The organism is Polaribacter sp. OB-PA-B3, from assembly GCF_054589375.1.
In genome coordinates this window covers 206993-224991 of the sequence record NZ_BAAIIX010000005.1, presented here as the reverse complement: position 1 = coordinate 224991, position 17999 = coordinate 206993, and the positions used below count along the sequence as shown (strand labels likewise).

The 17999-nt window shown below is 30.2% G+C and carries 11 protein-coding genes; 4 read left to right on the top strand and 7 right to left on the bottom strand.

Features of this window, described 5'->3' with window-relative positions; all coding sequences use genetic code 11:
• Positions 1–36 precede the first annotated feature (36 nt).
• The 6 genes from ACYPV9_RS11040 to dnaN all read right to left on the bottom strand — a co-directional run bounded on the left by ACYPV9_RS11040 (position 37) and on the right by dnaN (position 8337).
• On the bottom strand, positions 37–3279 hold the full coding sequence (locus ACYPV9_RS11040; protein ID WP_459743707.1) for a S41 family peptidase: 3243 nt from the start codon (positions 3277–3279) through the stop codon (positions 37–39).
• A gap of 70 nt (positions 3280–3349) precedes the next feature.
• Positions 3350–3766 (bottom strand): VOC family protein, encoded by a 417-nt coding sequence (locus tag ACYPV9_RS11035; protein ID WP_459743705.1) that lies wholly within the window; start codon positions 3764–3766, stop codon positions 3350–3352.
• A 4-nt stretch (positions 3767–3770) separates the two neighbouring features.
• A complete protein-coding gene (locus ACYPV9_RS11030) occupies positions 3771–4544 on the bottom strand; it encodes a hypothetical protein (protein WP_459743703.1) in 774 nt (257 codons plus the stop codon).
• Positions 4545–4554: 10 nt separating this feature from the next.
• Positions 4555–6240 (bottom strand): gamma-glutamyltransferase, encoded by a 1686-nt coding sequence (gene ggt, locus ACYPV9_RS11025; protein WP_459743701.1) that lies wholly within the window; start codon positions 6238–6240, stop codon positions 4555–4557.
• Entirely contained in the window at positions 6240–6833 is a 594-nt protein-coding gene (locus ACYPV9_RS11020) for an acyl carrier protein phosphodiesterase (RefSeq protein ID WP_459743699.1), read from the bottom strand. Before ACYPV9_RS11020 ends, ggt begins: the two co-directional genes overlap by 1 nt.
• 385 nt (positions 6834–7218) lie before the next feature.
• Complete coding sequence (gene dnaN, locus ACYPV9_RS11015) at positions 7219–8337, bottom strand: DNA polymerase III subunit beta (RefSeq protein WP_299061629.1); 1119 nt, start codon at positions 8335–8337, stop codon at positions 7219–7221.
• 179 nt (positions 8338–8516) lie between these two features.
• Here dnaN and ACYPV9_RS11010 point away from each other — a divergent pair, with 179 nt between their 5' ends.
• From ACYPV9_RS11010 to lon, 4 genes are all read left to right on the top strand, one after another.
• Positions 8517–11036 carry a PIG-L family deacetylase gene (locus tag ACYPV9_RS11010; protein ID WP_459743696.1) on the top strand — a complete coding sequence of 840 codons (2520 nt, stop codon included), beginning with the start codon at positions 8517–8519 and terminating at the stop codon, positions 11034–11036.
• Positions 11037–11252: 216 nt separating this feature from the next.
• Positions 11253–13121, top strand: coding sequence for a sodium:solute symporter family protein (locus ACYPV9_RS11005; protein WP_299061622.1), 1869 nt, complete (start codon positions 11253–11255; stop codon positions 13119–13121).
• A complete protein-coding gene (locus ACYPV9_RS11000) occupies positions 13111–14088 on the top strand; it encodes a Gfo/Idh/MocA family protein (RefSeq protein ID WP_459743692.1) in 978 nt (325 codons plus the stop codon). The genes ACYPV9_RS11005 and ACYPV9_RS11000 overlap by 11 nt, the downstream gene beginning before the upstream one ends.
• 168 nt (positions 14089–14256) lie before the next feature.
• Entirely contained in the window at positions 14257–16710 is a 2454-nt protein-coding gene (gene lon / locus ACYPV9_RS10995; protein WP_459743690.1) for an endopeptidase La, read from the top strand.
• A 52-nt stretch (positions 16711–16762) separates the two neighbouring features.
• Here lon and ACYPV9_RS10990 read toward each other — a convergent pair whose 3' ends face one another.
• Positions 16763–17869: an MBL fold metallo-hydrolase gene (locus ACYPV9_RS10990; RefSeq protein ID WP_459743688.1), complete on the bottom strand. Its 1107-nt coding sequence runs from the start codon at positions 17867–17869 to the stop codon at positions 16763–16765.
• Between the last annotated feature and the right edge of the window lie 130 nt (positions 17870–17999).

The following is a 17999-nucleotide window of genomic DNA, read 5'->3' as shown; positions in this document are numbered from 1 at the left end:
ATAATTCCCACAAAAGTGGGAATTATTTTAATCATTTTAATTGTCTTTTTGATATCCTTTTGGTCTTTTAGATCGAATAGGTGCTTTTGGCTCTGGTTTTAAAATAAACTCGTTGTCTTTTAATAAACGTAAAGCTTCAGAAACTGCTCTTTCTAATTGAGGATCTTTACCAGATAATACCTCTTTTGGTGTTTGATGCACTTCAATATCTGGTGAAACACCTTCTGCTTCTACGGCCCAATTACCATCAATATCGTAAAATCCACCTCTTGGTGCAACCATTCTTCCGCCATCAATAAATTGCGGAGTATCCCAAGTACCAACTAAACCACCCCAAGTTCTTGTGCCAACTAATGGTCCTAAATTTTTTTCTTTAAACATATAAGGTAGTAAATCTCCACCAGAACCCGCTCTTTCATTAATAATCATCACTTTTGGTCCCCAAATTCCTGCCATCGGAGTTGTCCAAGGTTTTCTGCTCTCAGTTTTACTGTTAAAATAACCAACAACTTCTCTAGACATAATATCTATCATATAATCTGCAGCAGATCCACCGCCATTATTTCTTTCGTCAATTACAACTCCTTTTTTGTCTTGTTGAGAAAAATAATATCTATTAAAAGATGTAAAACCAGGATTACTTGTATTTGGTACATAAACGTAAGCAAGTTTTCCGTTAGATAATTTATCAACTTTTCTACGATTACTTTCTACCCAATCGATATTTCTTAAACCTCTTTCACTAGCTGTTGGTGTAATTAAAATTGATCTAGCACCCTTTCGAGATGGTTTATTATTTACCTTAATGTAAATTTCTCTACCAGCGGTTTGTTCTAATAATTTATAAGGATTCATATCCGAAGTTAAATCTGTACCATTTATCGCTACTAAATAATCACCTTTATTTACATTGATACCAGGCAAACCTAAAGGCGCAAAAATGTTCGGATTCCAGCGTTCACCTTTATAAATTTTCTTAAATCGATAAAAACCTCGATTCTTTTCTAAATCTGCACCCAGTAAACCAACCCCAACTCTGTCAATATTTGGGAAATCTCCACCAGAAACATAAGAATGGCCAATAGCAACTTCACCACTCATAATGTCTACAACATAGTTTAAATCAGATCTATGTTTTACATCATTTATCCACGGAGAATACCATTCGTATATATCATTCCAAGGAGCTCCATGAACATTATCTACGTATAGAAAATCTCTCATATAACGCCATCCTTCTTTAAAAATTTGATGTGCTTCTGCTTTAGGATCTACCTTTATTTTTAAATTGGTATTTAAGTTTTCTTTACCAGCTTTTGCCGTACTAGCTTTGTTGATGCTCCAGCTACCTCCTTTAGATAATAAAATAGAATTTGCGTTACTAGATGCAGTCATAGAAGAAACACCGGTAGCAAAAGTTGTTGCTTTTTCTTTAGTTACATCAAAACTATGTAAAGTTAAACCTCTAGAGTTAGGGATAGATTCTGCAACAAAAACTTTGTTTTTTGGACCTTTTAATAAGCCAACATAATTTCTTTCTGGTAAATTTAAAGCGACAGCTCTGTCAAAAATTCCATTTTCATTAATAATAGTTTTTGGAGTAGTTTCTTTTTTATTTTCCTTCTTTTTAGATTCATCTGATTTTAATTTAGATTCTTCTTCTTCGTCTGTTTTTGGAAGATTAGGCGCTTTATCGGTAGAATTTAAAACAATTGTGTATAGAGATCTTGTAACATTAGGGTCGTAAGATGACATATCTAACCAACCCGTTTGTAAACCATAATTTGTGCTTGCTAAAGTGTAAATATATTTACCTGAAGCATCCCAAACTGGTGAAATTGCATCTGCAATTTTGTCTGTAATTTGAACAATTTTTTGAGTACTTAATTGATATGTGTAAATAGATTTAAAACTGTTGTCGTTTTGTTTTGCATACACAATCCAATCACTATCAGGAGAAAACTTAGGATTCATAGTTCTATTAGGATGTGCAAAACCATCTGCATCTGCTTTTACAATCTTTTTTGTTTCTAAGTTGATAATCCAAATTACAAAATTGGTATCTGTATAGGCAATAAATTTACCATTTGGAGACCAATCTGGTTGAAAATAAAAAGTAGGATTTGGTAATTTTATAAACTCTTGATTATTTCCGTTTTGGTCGGCTAAAACTAGTTCATATTCGCCATTTTTATCAGAAAACCAAGCAATTTTATCTCCTTTAGGCGACCAGATAGGAGAACGATCTGCAACACCAGATGAATTGGTTAAATTTCGCCAAGTACCATTTTCTTTTGGTACTGTAAAAATTTCTCCTCTGTATTCGAAAATGGCTCTTTTTCCTTTTGGCGAAACATTAGGGTTGGTTAAGTTTCTGCCAGAAACATCCATCCATCTTGTTCTAGAGTAATTTAAATCACCTTTAACGTTTATTACAATTTGATTGGTTTCTTTAGTTTCTGGATTTAAAAAATGTAAAAAACCACCTTGTTCGTAAACAATTCCATTATTATTGGCATCAATATTTTTTACATCGAATTTTTTATGAAATGTAACTTGTGTTTCTTGCTTAGTTTTAATGTTGTAAGACCAAATATTTGCAGTATAATCTCTTTCTGAAATGTAATAAACATCATCCTTATACCAAACAGGGTTAACATGCCTTTCGTTGTCTAATTGTGGTGTTTTAATTAAATCTTTGGTTTTTAAATCTACAATCCAAATTGGCATTGCTTGTCCTCCTCTATAATTTCTCCATTCAGCATCCCAACTCGTAATTGGTGTGTAGGCGATGTACTTATTGTTTTCTGATATTTCACCATAAGCAGCTCTCGGAATATCAAAGGCTTCTGGCAAACCACCATCCGTAGAAATTGTATAAAATTTACTAGTTTGCGTAGGTTTACTTTCTCTGTTAGATCTAAACAATATTTTTCCATTAGGCGTCCATCCTTGTACATTGTCAGAAGCAGAATGATACGTTAATCTTTTAGGCTCGCCACCGTTTACAGAAACTACATAAACATCTGTATTGCCGTCATATTGCGCTGTAAAAGCTATCCATTTACCGTCTTTAGAGAATTTAGGTGTAGATTCAGAACCTTCATCACTAGTAAGCCTAACCGCATTACCGCCATTTAAAGAGACTTTCCATAAATCTGAAGCATGCACAAAAACAACTTGACTATTGCTTAAAGTAGGTTGCCTTAATAATCGTGTTCCTTGTGAAAAACTTGTGTAACTGAGAATTACAAAAAGTAAGAATGTAATTTTTTTCATGAGTATAAAGTTTGATTGAATCATTAAAGATACAGAAATTCAAACTTAAATAAATCATAAAAAAACGTGCTTACTTTGCAAATAACTGGTTCATATCTTTAAATGCTTTAAATTCTAAAGCATTTTTTTCTGGGTCTTGAAAAAACATCGTTGCTTGTTCGCCTACTTTGCCTTTAAAACGGATACAAGGCTCAATAATAAATTTAGTGTTGTGTTTTTTTAATCTTTCTGATAAATCATGCCAATCTTCCCAAGATAAAACCACTCCGAAATGCGGAACAGGTACATCATGACCATCTACAGGATTAGAAATTCTTTCTGGATTAAAACCATCTTTTTGATGAATAACTAATTGATGACCGAAGAAATTAAAATCTACCCAATTTTCTGTACTTCTACCTTCTTCACAATTTAAAATTTCTCTATAAAAAGTTCTGCATTTTTCTAAGTTTTGAACAGGAATAGCTAAATGGAATGGTTGTGTCATTTTTTTAATTTTGATTAGTTAATGTGTTAAGACCGTATTTGTTTAAATATGTTTCTATGTCTGATATATGAAATGCATACGAATAATTATCTAAGTCATCTAACGCTCTCATTGCATGATTAGAGCATCTACCAGATTCTAAAATTATAGAATCTTTTTTAATTTTAAAGTCGATATAATCTAAAGTTTTAAAAGGTAAACTATTTAAACAATCTTTATAAAGCCATATTGATTCATTAATTATTTCTTTGTCTTCGATGGTTGCTTTCTTATTTTCTAAATGAACAATATAATTTTCTATTTTCTTTCTTTTTTTATGAGATAATATTTTAATTAATTCTTTTTTACCTTTTGACGTTAAAATTGTATCTAAAGTTATTTTGTTTCCATTTCTTAAATTAAAATTATAAGAAATATCAAATTCTTCACAGTAGGCGCCACAACTTTCCGAATAAAAAGTTACAGAATATATATTCTGATTTAGTGTATTTACTTTATAATTTAAAAATGAAAGCCTAGACATAGGTCTATTTTCGGTTGCCCAAACATTTTCAAAAATACTCTTATACTTATCGTTTAAATTAATATCTAAAAGTTCGTTTGCAATTTCTCTATTAATTTTATTCGCAATTTCTTCTGATCCGTTCAGAAGTGGAAATTCATAAAAAAGAGTTGGGTATTTCGGACTTGGCTCTTTAATTTTTGTTATATAAAATTCATTTTTTTTACAGTTTGTAAAAAAAAGAGTTATTATAAAAAGGGATATAATTTTTTGCATTGTTACATATTTAAAATCCAGCTGCAGCATCATCACCTCGCTTATCTGCACCCGCTTCTAGTTTTCCGTTTGGTAGAACTAAAATCGCATCAACTCTACCAATTATTAACGAGTTTCTCTCTAGAATTTTATAACCTAAAGTTTCTAATTTAGATTTTGTTTCTTCATTAAAACCGTTCGGTTCCATTCGAACTACATCTGGCAGCCATTGATGATGAAATCTAGGTTGATCTACAGATTCTTGCATACCCATTTTATACTCAGTTACATTTAAAATATTCTGTAAAACAGAAGTAATTATTGTAGAACCCCCAGGTGTACCAACAACCATTTTTAATTTACCATTTTCTTCTACGATAGTTGGTGTCATAGAACTTAGCATTCTTTTTTCTGGAGCAATAGAGTTTGCTTTAGAACCAACTAAACCATAAACATTTGGTACGCCAGGTTTGCTACTAAAGTCATCCATTTCATTATTTAAAATAAATCCGGCACCTTTTACCACAACTTTAGAACCGTAACCAGTATTTAGAGTTGTAGTTACAGAAACAGCGTTTCCGAATTGATCTACAATAGAATAATGAGTGGTTTCATCGCTTTCAAAACCTAGAATTTTACCATGAGAAACTTCTGAAGAAGGTGTTGCTTTATCCCAAGAAAAACTTTCCATTCTTTTGTTGATGTATTTAGCATTTGTTAAGCTATCTACTGGCACATTTACAAAATCTATATCACCTAAAAAATTAGCTCTGTCTGCATAAGAGCGTCTTTCTGCTTCGGTTAAAAGTTGAATGTATTTTGTAGAATTATGTTCTATTTTTGATAAGTCATAAGGTTCTATTGCCTTTAAAATTTGTGCTAAACAAATTCCGCCACTAGCAGGCAAAGTCATAGAAGTAATTTTAAAATCTTTATAATTAAAGCTGATTGGTTTACGCCAAATTGCTTTGTATTTTTCTAAATCTTCAAGAGATATAATTCCGCCCAATTCTTTTATATAATCAACAAATAAATTGGCAGTTTTACCTTTGTAAAATCCGTCTTTACCAAAATCACGAATACGTTCTAAAGTATGTGCTAATTCTTCTTGTTTTAAAATGTCGCCTTTTTTCCATTCATTTTCAAAAACGGTAGCATAATTATTAACTTTTTTAAACCTTTCTGTGGCGCTGTTTAAAGATTTTGCTTGTTTTTCTGTTACGGTTATTCCGTTTTTTGCTAAATCTATTGCTGGTTGAATTAGTTCTTTAAAAGGAAGACTTCCAAATTTATTATAAACCTCAAAAACTCCGGCAATCGAACCCGGAACACCAACAGCAAATGCACCCAAAGTACTTTTGTTTTTAATAACATTGCCAACAGAATCTAAATACATGTCTCGATGTGCTGTAATTGGTGCTTTTTCTCTAAAATCTAAGGCACCTGTTGTGCCATCATAATTTCTATAAACCATAAAGCCGCCACCGCCAATATTGCCAGCAACAGGATATACAACTGCTAATGCTAAATGTGTCGCAATCATAGCGTCGTATGCGTTACCGCCTTTTTGTAAAATTGCAGCACCAATTTTAGAAGCTTCTTCTCTTGCAGAAACAACCATTGCTTTTTCTGCAATGAAACCTACAGTTTTGTCTTTGCTACAAGCATTAATAATTAGTATAAGAAAGGTGATAATTAGTAAGGATTTTCTTTTCATTAGATTGCTTTAATTTCTTTTAATTTGATATTTGTAAATGCTATTAAATCTTTAAAAAACAAGGTAAAATCCTCTTGTAGTTCATTTTCTAATACTTCTAAATCTTCAATAGCTAAATTCATTTGAGATAAGCCTTTGGTTCTGGTGTTCATTCCGTTTAAAACCTTTGCAATACCTGCTTTATTGTTGTAATTGAATAAAATATCATATTCAATCATATATTTTATAAAGTTTTGAGATTTTACAGGCAGTCCGTCTTTAATTTCATTAAATAATTGATAGATAGACTTAGTGTAAATATCTAAAGGAATTTCAGAGTAATTATTCCAATTTTTAGCTAAGAAATAATCATAAAAAATATCAATTATTACGCCGCTATAATGTCTATATCTAGGGTGTAATCTTCTCTTACTTTTTCTAACAATTTCATGTGCATCTGTAAATGTGTCTATTTCTCTATGCAAAAAAATACCTTGCTGAATTTCTATAGAGAACTCTTTGTAATTATTACCGCGAATATGATCTGCAATAAAATTACCAATCATAATATTTTTATTGTTTTGAGATAAGTAGAGGTGTGCTAGAAAATTCATTTTTTAAAAGTAAACATAAAATTATTATTATCTATTTTTTTAATGAATCTATTATTTTACTAAAAGGAAGTATTTGTAATAATGAAATCAAAGACTTATTTACTGCATTCATTTTTTTTATTGGCATAATCCAATAAACCACAAGAACCAGTAAAAAAGTCATACATAAAGATATTATAATTGTTTCCATACTTTATTTTAATTTTATATGGTGCAATTTAAAACATATCCTAGATACTAGCCTTTTCAATAATTATTTTTACTTCTTGCTTCTGTACACTGATTAGAATTAAATGTTTAGTAATAGTTTGGTTTTTAGATATTTAACAAAAAAAAACCACAACTATTTAGTTGTGGTTTTAATATATTATAAAGTAAGTTTTTACTAACTATTTAGCATTACTGGCATTACTAGCATTGTAACTTGTTCACCTTCATCTGTTCCATCAATAGGTGTTAAAATTCCTGCTCTGTTAGGTAAAGACATTTCAATTAATACTTCGTTAGAACTTAAGTTATTTAACATTTCACTTAAAAAACGAGAGTTAAAACCAATTTGCATATCATCACCTTGGTAATCACAATTTAAACGTTCGTCTGCTTTGTTTGCAAAATCTAGATCTTCTGCAGAAATATTTAATTCTGTTCCGGCCATTTTTAAACGAATTTGATGCGTAGTTTTACTAGAAAAAATAGAAACACGTTTAACAGAGTTTAAAAAAGAAGCTCTATCTACTGTTAATTTATTCGGATTTTCTTTAGGAATTACCGCTTCGTAATTAGGATATTTACCATCAATTAATCTACAAACTAAAACTACGTTATCAAAAGTAAATTTAGCGTTTGCATCATTGTATTCAATAGTTACTTCACTTTCAGATCCTCCTAAAATTCCTTTTAATAGATTTAAAGGTTTTTTTGGCATGATAAATTCTGCTGTTTGATCTGCAGTAACATCTGTTCTAGAATATTTTACCAATTTATGTGCATCTGTTGCAACAAAAGTTAAACTTTGAGAGCTAAACTGAAAGAAAACTCCGCTCATTACAGGTCTTAAATCGTCGTTACCAGCAGCAAAAATTGTCTTAGAAATAGCAGTACCTAAAATACTTGCAGGAACAACTGTTTTACTAGGCGATGGTAAAGAAACCGCTTTCGGAAACTCGTCTCCACCAAAATAAGCCATGTCATATTTACCTTGGTCAGAACTTATCTCAATTGTATTATCACCTTCTGTTTTAAATGTTAAAGGTTGATTAGGAAAAGTTTTTAAAGTATCTAATAATAAACGAGCAGATACAGCAATAGAACCAGAACTTTCACTTTCTACTTCTACCACAGAGCTCATTGTTGTTTCTAAATCTGATGCAGAAACTTTAAGTTCATTCTCAGATAATTCAAATAAAAAGTTATCTAAAATTGGTAAAGTATTATTACTATTTATAACGCCTCCTAAAACTTGCAATTGTTTTAATAATTGCGAACTAGATACAATAAATTTCATGTAATGTGTTTTCTTAATTTGATTTACAAATATATTCTAAATATGTGACTTTAAAAATTATTTTATTAACAGGTTATTAGTATTTTTATTGATGATTTTTGAAACGTTATAATTATGTTAACAAAATTTAATTTGATTTAGAAAAAACTACTTTTGTTACATTGACCAATCATATAAATATGAATAAATTTTTACCTACATCATTAGTATTTCTATTAATTTCGATTTCAATTTTTGCCCAAAAACCTTCAAAATTAACTTCGAATCAAATTTTTGAAAAGATTGAAAAATTAAATTTCTTAGGAACTGCTTTATATATTGCAGCGCATCCAGATGATGAAAACACGCGCCTTATTGCTTATTTAGCAAATAATGTAAAAGCAAGAACAGGTTATTTATCGTTAACAAGAGGAGATGGAGGACAAAATTTAATTGGTCCAGAAATAAGAGAATTATTAGGTGTAATTAGAACACAAGAATTATTAGCCGCTAGAAATGTAGATGGAGGAGAGCAGATGTTTACAAGAGCTAACGATTTTGGTTACTCTAAACATCCAGATGAAACACTAGAAATGTGGAACAAAGAATTGGTTTTAAGTGATGTTGTTTGGGCAATTAGAAATTTTAAACCAGACGTAATAATTAATAGATTTAATCACAGAACGCCTGGTACAACACATGGGCATCATACAACTTCTGCAATGTTAAGTGTAGAGGCTTTTGATTTAACCGCAGATAATTCTGTCTATAGAAACCAATTAAAATACACAGAAACTTGGCAACCGAAACGCTTGTTTTTTAACACATCTTCTTGGTTTTATAAAAATGAAAAAGATTTTAAAAATGCAACAGAAGGTAAATTAACGTCTTTTGATGTAGGTACTTATTATCCTTTAAAAGGGATGTCTAATAACGAATTGGCCTCTTTGGCTAGTAGCCAACATTTATGTCAAGGTTTTGGTAGATTAACAACAAGAGGTTCTCAAAAAGAGTATGTCGAATTTTTAAAAGGTGATAAACTAAAAGATCAAAACGATATTTTTTCAGGAATTAACACAACTTGGAATCGTTTAAATAAAGGAGGTGAAATAGGCGAGATTTTATATGAAATTGAAGAAAATTTTGATTTTGTGAAACCAGAAATACATTTACCTAAACTAATGGAAGCTTATGCTTTAATAGATAAGTTAACTGATAATCATTGGAGGGCAATTAAGAAAAAACAAATAAAAGAAATAATAGAAGCATGTGCAGGTTTGTATCTAGAAGCTTCTGCAGAAAGCTCTTCTGCCACACCAAATAGCGTAATTAATTTAAGTTTCGAAGCATTAAACAGAAGTAATCTTTCAATAGAATTAGAGTCTGTTACTTCTACTATAGATAATAAAAAAGTTAAAAAACAGATAGAGTTAGCAACTAATAAAAAAGTTAATTTTAAAGAGACAATTACTTTAAAAACAAATACATACTCAGATCCTTATTGGTTAAGAAAAGATGCAGCTTTAGGTATGTATTCTGTAGATAATCAAAGTTTAATTGGTAAGCCAGAAACGCCAAGAGAAACAAAAGTATCGTTTAATCTAATAATTGACGGCAACCCGATAATTTTCACAAAAAATGTTGTAAGAAGATATGCAGAAAGAGACAAAGGGGAGATTTACGAGCCTTTTGAAATTTTACCAAGAATTACAACGAAGTTAAAAGATAAAGTCCTAATTTTTTCTGATGATGATGCCAAAGATATTGTTGTAGAGGTTAGAGCAGGAGCTAATAATGTAAAAGGAAAACTGCGTTTAGAAGTGCCTTTAAACTGGACGGTTTTACCAAAATATATTGATTTTGCAATCAATCAAAAAAATGATAAAAATGCATTTACTTTTAAGGTTACACCTCCAAAAAATCAAGCGGAAGGAAAATTAAAAGTTGTTGCCATTTCTAACGGAAAAGTATTTGACAAAGAATTGGTAGAAATTAATTACAACCACATACCAAAGCAAAGTGTTTTATTAAATTCTGAAGCAAAAATTGTACGATTAAATATTAAAAAAGCCGGCAATTATATTGGCTATATAAAAGGAGCCGGAGATGTTGTGCCAGAAAGTTTAAGGCAAATAGGCTACAATGTTATTATGATAAATCCTTTAGAAATTAATGATAAAAATTTACATAAATTCGATGCAATTGTTTTAGGTATTAGAGCATATAATGTTGTAAAAGAATTAAAATTTAAGCAAAAATTTTTATTAGATTATGTAGAAAAAGGAGGTAATATGATAGTGCAGTATAATACCAATAGAAATGTGGATGTTGCAGCTCCTTTTAAATTAAATCTATCTAGAGATAGAGTTACAGATGAGTTTGCAAAAGTAACTGTTTTAGAAAAAGAACACCCACTTTTAAATTTTCCTAATAAAATTACTCAAAACGACTTTAAAGGTTGGGTACAAGAACGAGGTTTGTATTTTCCGAATTCTTGGGGTGAAGAATTTACACCAATTTTATCGATGCAAGATATAGGTGAAACACCAAAAAAAGGAAGTTTACTAATTGCAAAGCATGGTAAAGGAAATTACATTTATACGGGTTTAAGTTTCTTTAGAGAATTACCAGCAGGTGTTTCTGGGGCATATAAATTGTTCTCAAATTTACTTTCGGTTGGTAAAAGTAACTTAGAAGTAAAAAAGACAATTAAGCATTAAAAAAAATGCAAACAAGTTTAGCCCTGATTGAGCGGTTTGTTTAAGCTCGTTGAGGTACGAAACAGCGAGTAGCGAAAGCAGGAAATTGCTTCAATAAAAATAAGAATGAAACAAAAAAAACATACCTGGAAAAAAGAATATTCGTTGGTGTTAATTGCCAATGTTATTTACATAATTGCATTTTATTTTATTACTAATTATTTTACAATTTAGTTTATGGATATTGAAAGTAAATTACACGCCATAGATTGGATTGTTTTATCTGTAACTTTAATTTCTATTGTTGCTTACGGTACCTATGTTACAAGAAAAAACGCAAATGTAACCGACTACATTAAAGGAGGAAATGATACAAAATGGTGGACAATAGGTTTGTCTGTAATGGCAACACAAGCTAGCGCAATTACCTTCTTATCTACGCCAGGGCAAGCTTTTCATAGCGGAATGGGTTTTGTGCAATTTTACTTTGGTTTGCCAATTGCCATGATTATTATATGCTTGGTTTTTATACCAATATATCATAAACTAAAAGTATATACAGCTTACGAATTTTTAGAAGGTAGATTCGATTTAAAAACTAGAAGTTTAGCTTCTATTTTATTTTTAATTCAGCGAGGTTTAGCAGCAGGAATTACCATTTTTGCACCAGCAATTATTTTAAGCGCTGTTTTAGGTTGGAATTTATTAACCTTAAACATAATTATAGGATTTTTAGTAATAATTTATACCGTTTCTGGTGGTACAAAAGCTGTAAATGTTACGCAAAAACAACAAATGATTATCATTTTTATAGGAATGTTAATTGCATTTTTTATGATTATGAGTCAGTTACCTGCAAATATTACATTTACAAATGCGTTAGAAATTGCCGGCGCAAGCAATAAAATGCAGGTCTTAGATTTTTCTTCGGATCTAAGTAATCGTTATACTATTTGGACTGGAATTTTAGGTGGAACATTTTTAATGCTTTCTTATTTTGGTACAGATCAAAGCCAGGTACAACGTTATTTGTCGGGTAAATCGATTAGAGAAAGTCAGTTAGGTTTAATTTTTAACGGATTGTTAAAAGTGCCAATGCAGTTTTTTATATTGTTAATTGGTGTAATGGTTTTTGTTTTTTATCAATTTAACCCATCGCCATTAAATTTTAATCCTAATGTTAATGACGCTGTAACAAATTCTAAGTATCAACAAGAATACAAAGCGTTAGAAAACGAACACATAGCAATAGAAAATAGTAAAAAAATAATTTTTGCAGATGGTTTTCAGGTTGATGAAAAAGAGCAAATTCAATCTTTAAATGCAAGAGATTTAGCACTAAAAGCTTCATCAAAAAATGTTATTAAAAAGATTAATAATCAAATAGAAACCAACGATAAAGATTATGTATTTATCCATTTTATATTAAACAATTTACCAAGAGGTTTAATAGGGCTTTTATTGGCGGTAATTTTATCTGCAGCTATGTCTTCTACAGCATCAGAACTAAATGCCCTGGCTAGCACAACAACTATCGACTTGTACAAAAGAAACGTGAGTAAAAATAAAAGCGAAGAACATTATGTAAAAGCATCGAAATGGTTTACACTTGCTTGGGGTTTAATTGCCATATCTGTTGCATGTGTTGCTAATTTATTTGATAATTTAATACAGTTAGTAAATATTATTGGTTCTATTTTCTACGGAAATGTTCTAGGGATTTTCTTGTTGGCTTTTTTCTTTAAAAAAGTAAACGGAAATGCGGTGTTTAAATCCGCAGTAATTACTCAGATTTTAATTTGTTCTATTTATTATTTCGGAATTTATCAATTAGAGTCTGCTGGTTTAGAACCAATTATTAGCTATTTATGGTTAAATTTTATTGGTTGTATTTTGGTGTTGTTCTTTTCTTTATTCTTTGTTTTTAAAGCAATTAATAAAGAAAGTAAAGCAATTTTAATTGTTACCTCTTTGGCTATTTTTAAAATTTCTTACGATATTTTAAATGATGTTTCATTAAGTATAACACATGTTGTTACTTTAATTGTACTTTTCTTTTTCTTAGGTTTTTTTAACATTGATAAAACTGCATTACATGAAAAATAAGATTATAAAATGGGGAATTATTGGTCCCGGAAAAATAGCAAATAAGTTTGCTGCAGATTTAGCTAGGGTTAAAGACGCCGAATTGGTAGCAGTAGCATCTAGAAGCCAAGACAAAGCAAATGAATTTTCTAAGAAATTTAATGTTAAAAAAGCATACGATTCTTATTTTAAATTGGCACAAGATGATGATCTTGATGCGGTATATATAGCAACACCACATAGTTTTCATAAAGAGCACACAATACTGTGTTTACAAAATAATAAAGCTGTTTTGTGTGAAAAACCTTTTGCTATGAATTTAGAAGAGGTTTCTAAAATGATTTCTGTTGCTAAAGAGCAAAATGTACTGCTAATGGAAGGTTTATGGACAAACTTTTTACCACATTACAGATATGTTTTAGAACTGATTAAAAAAGAGAAGTTTGGGAAACTTTTAGAGTTAAAAGCAGATTTCGGTTTTATGACACCTTTTGATGAGTCTAGCAGGTTGTTTAAGAAAGAAGTTGGTGGAGGGTCTTTATTAGATATAGGAATATATCCAATTTTTACTGCATTATCAACACTAGGTTTACCAGAAAAAATTAATGCAAAGGCAACATTTTTTGAGAACGGAGCAGATTCTGAATGCCATATGACTTTTAATTATAAAAATGCAAAGGCATCTTTAAAAAGTACTTTCTTAAAGGAAACACCAACAGAAGCAATTTTTACATTCGAGAAATCTATTGTTAAAATAAACACGCGTTTTCACGAGCCTACAACTGTAAGTGTTTTCTTAGATGATAAAGAAGAAATTATCGATTTTAATTACAAAACTATTGGTTTTAGTTTCGAGATAGAACACTTTAATCAACTTTTAAGAGAAGGTAAAAAACAAAGTGATATTATGACTTTTGATTTTTCTAAAACTTTAATTAAAACCTTAGATGAGGTTCGGAATTCGATTGGTTTAATTTACCAATCGTAATAGTTTTTACAGCGCAAATATCCTTTGGCACAACAATTGACTTTTATAAGTAGAAAATGCAATGTTTTAAATTTTAAAATATTGATTTTCAATAAATTAGTAATAAGAAATTTGGTATTTATTTTTAGTGAAATTAAAATAAATGTCAGTATGACAGATATATAGAAGATGAGCAAACCAAAAGTAGTTAGAATAGACAATTTGTCGCTTAATAGCATGTTAAATGAAGATTCAGAATTGATTCCTTTAATGACGCCAGAAGATGAAGAAATTATAAACAATGAGAGTGTACCAGAGATTTTACCAATATTACCTTTAAGAAATACAGTATTATTTCCTGGAGTTGTAATTCCTATTACCGCTGGTAGAGATAAATCGATTCAGTTAATAAAAGACGCAAATAAAGGCGATAAAGTTATTGGTGTAGTTGCACAACGTAATGAAGATGTAGAAGAACCAGGCTTAAAAGATATACATACAACGGGTGTTGTTGCGCAAATTTTACGCGTTTTAAAAATGCCAGATGGTAATACAACGGTTATTATTCAGGGTAAAAAACGTTTTGAAATTGATACAATAATAGAAGAAAAACCGTATTTAAAAGCAACTGTAAAAGAAGCGATAGAAGATAAGCATGTAGATGATGTAAAGGAGTTTAATGCAATAATAGACGGTATTAAAGAGCAAGCATTAGAGGTAATAAAAGAAAACCCAATGTTGCCATCTGAAGCATCTTTTGCAATAAAAAATATCAAATCTAATTCGTTTTTAGTAAACTTTATTTCCTCTAACATGGATTTAACAGTTGCGCAAAAACAAGTTATTTTAGAAAAAGATAACCTTAAAGAACGTGCTTTATTAGCGTTAAAAAACCTTAATAAAGAACTTCAGAAATTAAAATTGCGTAATGATATTCAGTCTAAAACAAGAGAAGATTTAGATCAACAACAAAGAGAATATTATTTACATCAGCAATTAAAAACCATTCAAGAAGAATTAGGTGGTGCTTCTAACGATCAAGAATTAGAAGAAATGCGAAAGCAAGCCAAAACTAAAAAATGGTCTAAAGAAGTTGCAGATACGTTCGAGAAAGAAATCAACCGATTAAAGCGAATGAATCCGCAAGCAGCAGAATACGGTGTTCAAAGAAGTTACTTAGAATTGTTGTTAGAATTGCCTTGGGGAATTTATTCTGAAGATAAATTCGATTTAAAACATGCAACTAAAGTTTTAGATAGAGATCATTTTGGTTTAGAAAAGGTTAAAGAAAGAATTATAGAGCATTTGGCGGTTTTAAAATTAAGAGGAGATATGAAGTCTCCGATTATTTGTTTGTACGGACCTCCGGGAGTTGGTAAAACTTCTTTAGGAAAATCTATTGCAGAAGCCTTAGGTAGAAAATATGTAAGAATGTCTTTAGGTGGTTTAAGAGATGAGGCCGAAATTAGAGGGCATAGAAAAACTTATATTGGTGCAATGCCAGGTCGTTTAATTCAGAATTTAAAAAAATCAGGAACTTCGAATCCGGTATTTGTATTAGATGAAATTGATAAGCTAGGGCAAAGTCATCAAGGTGATCCTTCTTCTGCAATGTTAGAAGTATTAGATCCAGAGCAAAACGAATCTTTTTATGATAATTATTTAGAAGTTGGTTACGATTTATCTAAAATCTTATTTATTGCAACTGCTAATAATATTGGTCAAATTCCGTGGGCTTTAAGAGATAGAATGGAATTGATTAATGTTACAGGTTATACAATAGAAGAGAAAGTAGAAATTGCAAAAAGACATTTATTACCAAAGCAGTTAAAAGAACACGGTTTAACTACTAAAGATTTAAAGCTTGGTAAAAAACAATTAGAGCAAATTGTAGAAGGTTATACAAGAGAATCTGGTGTAAGAGGTTTAGAGAAAAAAGTTGCCAAAGTGGTACGTTTTGCTGCTAAATCAATAGCTTTAGAAGAAGCATACGACATTGCTTTGTCATCAGAAAAAATTGAAGAAATTTTAGGAACACCAAGAAACCGAGATAAGTTTGAAAACAATGATGTTGCAGGTGTTGTAACAGGTTTAGCTTGGACACAAGTTGGTGGAGATATTTTATTTATAGAATCTATTTTATCTAAAGGAAAAGGAAATCTTTCTATTACAGGTAATCTAGGAAATGTAATGAAAGAATCGGCAACAATTGCATTGCAATATATAAAGGCTAATGCAGAAGAATTTGGAATTAAACCAGAAATTATCGAAAAATACAATGTACACGTACACGTGCCAGAAGGTGCAACACCAAAAGACGGACCAAGTGCAGGTATTACAATGTTAACTTCTTTAATTTCTTCTTTTACTCAGCGTAAAGTTAAAAATAAATTAGCCATGACTGGTGAAATAACTTTAAGAGGAAAAGTATTACCTGTTGGCGGAATTAAAGAAAAAATATTGGCAGCAAAAAGAGCCAATATTAAAGAGATAATTTTATGTGAAGACAACAGAAAAGATATCCTAGAAATAAAAGAAAGTTATTTAAAAGGCTTAACATTTCATTATGTTTCTGATATGAAACAAGTAATAGAAATTGCGCTTACAAAGCAAAAAGTAAGTAATGCCAAAAAGTTAGTTTAATAAAAAAAGCCTCTCTAATTTAGAGAGGCTTTTTTATTTTGATAAAGTTTTTCTAAAGATTTTGCCACCAATTACTATATGTTGATGCAGTTTCTTTAACTAAAATTTCTTCTCCAATTTTTGGTGTTATAATTGGTAAGTTTAATTCTTTTGCTTTTGCAGTTACTCTAATTATTGGATCTTTCCAGCTATGTAAAGCCAATTTAAATCCGGCCCAATGTATTGGCATTATTTTATCGGCATTTAAATCTAAACCTGCTAAAGCAGTTTCTTCTGGCATCATATGTATATCTGCCCACATTTTATTGTACTGCCCACATTCCATTAGAGCAATATCAAATGGGCCATATTTCTCGCCTATTTCTTTAAAATGTTTTGCATAACCACTATCTCCGCTAAAATAAATGTTTTCAGATTTCGACTGAATAATCCAAGAACACCATAAAGTACTTTGCCCATTGTTCATTTTTCTTCCAGAAAAATGTTGCGCTGGTGTACACACTAATTTTAAGTTGTCAAACATTATTTCATCCCACCAATCTAATTCAGAAATTTTATCTTTAGAAATTCCCCAAGACTTCAAATGAACACTTAGCCCTAACGGAACATAAAAGTGATTTGTTTTCTCTTTAATTTTTAAAACTGTTTCATAATCTAGGTGATCGTAATGATCATGAGAGAAAATGACAGCATCAATTTTAGGTAGTTTTTCTATTTCTAAAGGAAAATCAGTATTAAATCTATTTGCACCTAAAAACGAAAGAGGCGCAGCAACTTTACCAAACATTGGGTCTAATAAAATTGTTTTACCTTCTATTTGTAATAAAAAAGAAGAATGTCCAAACCAAATTAATCTTGCTTCGCCTTTATAGTTGGCAATGCTTAAAGAGTCTGTTTTTATGGGTTTTAAATCTTCTTTTGGGCGACCATTTTCTACTTTTGTTGTAAAAAAGTTGTAAACTAATTTTATATTATCAGGAAATCCTAAATCTTTAGGAACCGGGTTCACATTATTAAATTTACCGTTTTTAAATTGTTTTGATTTCTGATAAACTAATTGCTTTTTTTTAGAAACATCACCACCAAAACTAGGATAGAATTTTGTTACCAAAAAGTAAGTAATAAGTAGCAAACCAATGATAGAGAAAAATATTATCATTATGCGTTTAAATAATTTTTTGAACATTTTGTAAAACTATATTCAAATGTACATCAAAATTAATTATTGATTAAGTGAAATCAATTAGTGAGTTTTTTTTAATAAAATGATTTATTCAAAATCTAATAAT

What these genes read in the sequence shown, in the direction of transcription:
- ACYPV9_RS11040 (WP_459743707.1), bottom strand. Translation starts at nt 3,279, where the DNA reads ATGAAAAAAATTACATTCTTACTTTTTGTAATTCTCAGTTACACAAGT.
- ACYPV9_RS11035 (WP_459743705.1), bottom strand. Translation starts at nt 3,766, where the DNA reads ATGACACAACCATTCCATTTAGCTATTCCTGTTCAAAACTTAGAAAAA.
- ACYPV9_RS11030 (WP_459743703.1), bottom strand. Translation starts at nt 4,544, where the DNA reads ATGCAAAAAATTATATCCCTTTTTATAATAACTCTTTTTTTTACAAAC.
- ggt (WP_459743701.1), bottom strand. Translation starts at nt 6,240, where the DNA reads ATGAAAAGAAAATCCTTACTAATTATCACCTTTCTTATACTAATTATT.
- ACYPV9_RS11020 (WP_459743699.1), bottom strand. Translation starts at nt 6,833, where the DNA reads ATGAATTTTCTAGCACACCTCTACTTATCTCAAAACAATAAAAATATT.
- dnaN (WP_299061629.1), bottom strand. Translation starts at nt 8,337, where the DNA reads ATGAAATTTATTGTATCTAGTTCGCAATTATTAAAACAATTGCAAGTT.
- ACYPV9_RS11010 (WP_459743696.1), top strand. Translation starts at nt 8,517, where the DNA reads ATGAATAAATTTTTACCTACATCATTAGTATTTCTATTAATTTCGATT.
- ACYPV9_RS11005 (WP_299061622.1), top strand. Translation starts at nt 11,253, where the DNA reads ATGGATATTGAAAGTAAATTACACGCCATAGATTGGATTGTTTTATCT.
- ACYPV9_RS11000 (WP_459743692.1), top strand. Translation starts at nt 13,111, where the DNA reads ATGAAAAATAAGATTATAAAATGGGGAATTATTGGTCCCGGAAAAATA.
- lon (WP_459743690.1), top strand. Translation starts at nt 14,257, where the DNA reads ATGAGCAAACCAAAAGTAGTTAGAATAGACAATTTGTCGCTTAATAGC.
- ACYPV9_RS10990 (WP_459743688.1), bottom strand. Translation starts at nt 17,869, where the DNA reads ATGATAATATTTTTCTCTATCATTGGTTTGCTACTTATTACTTACTTT.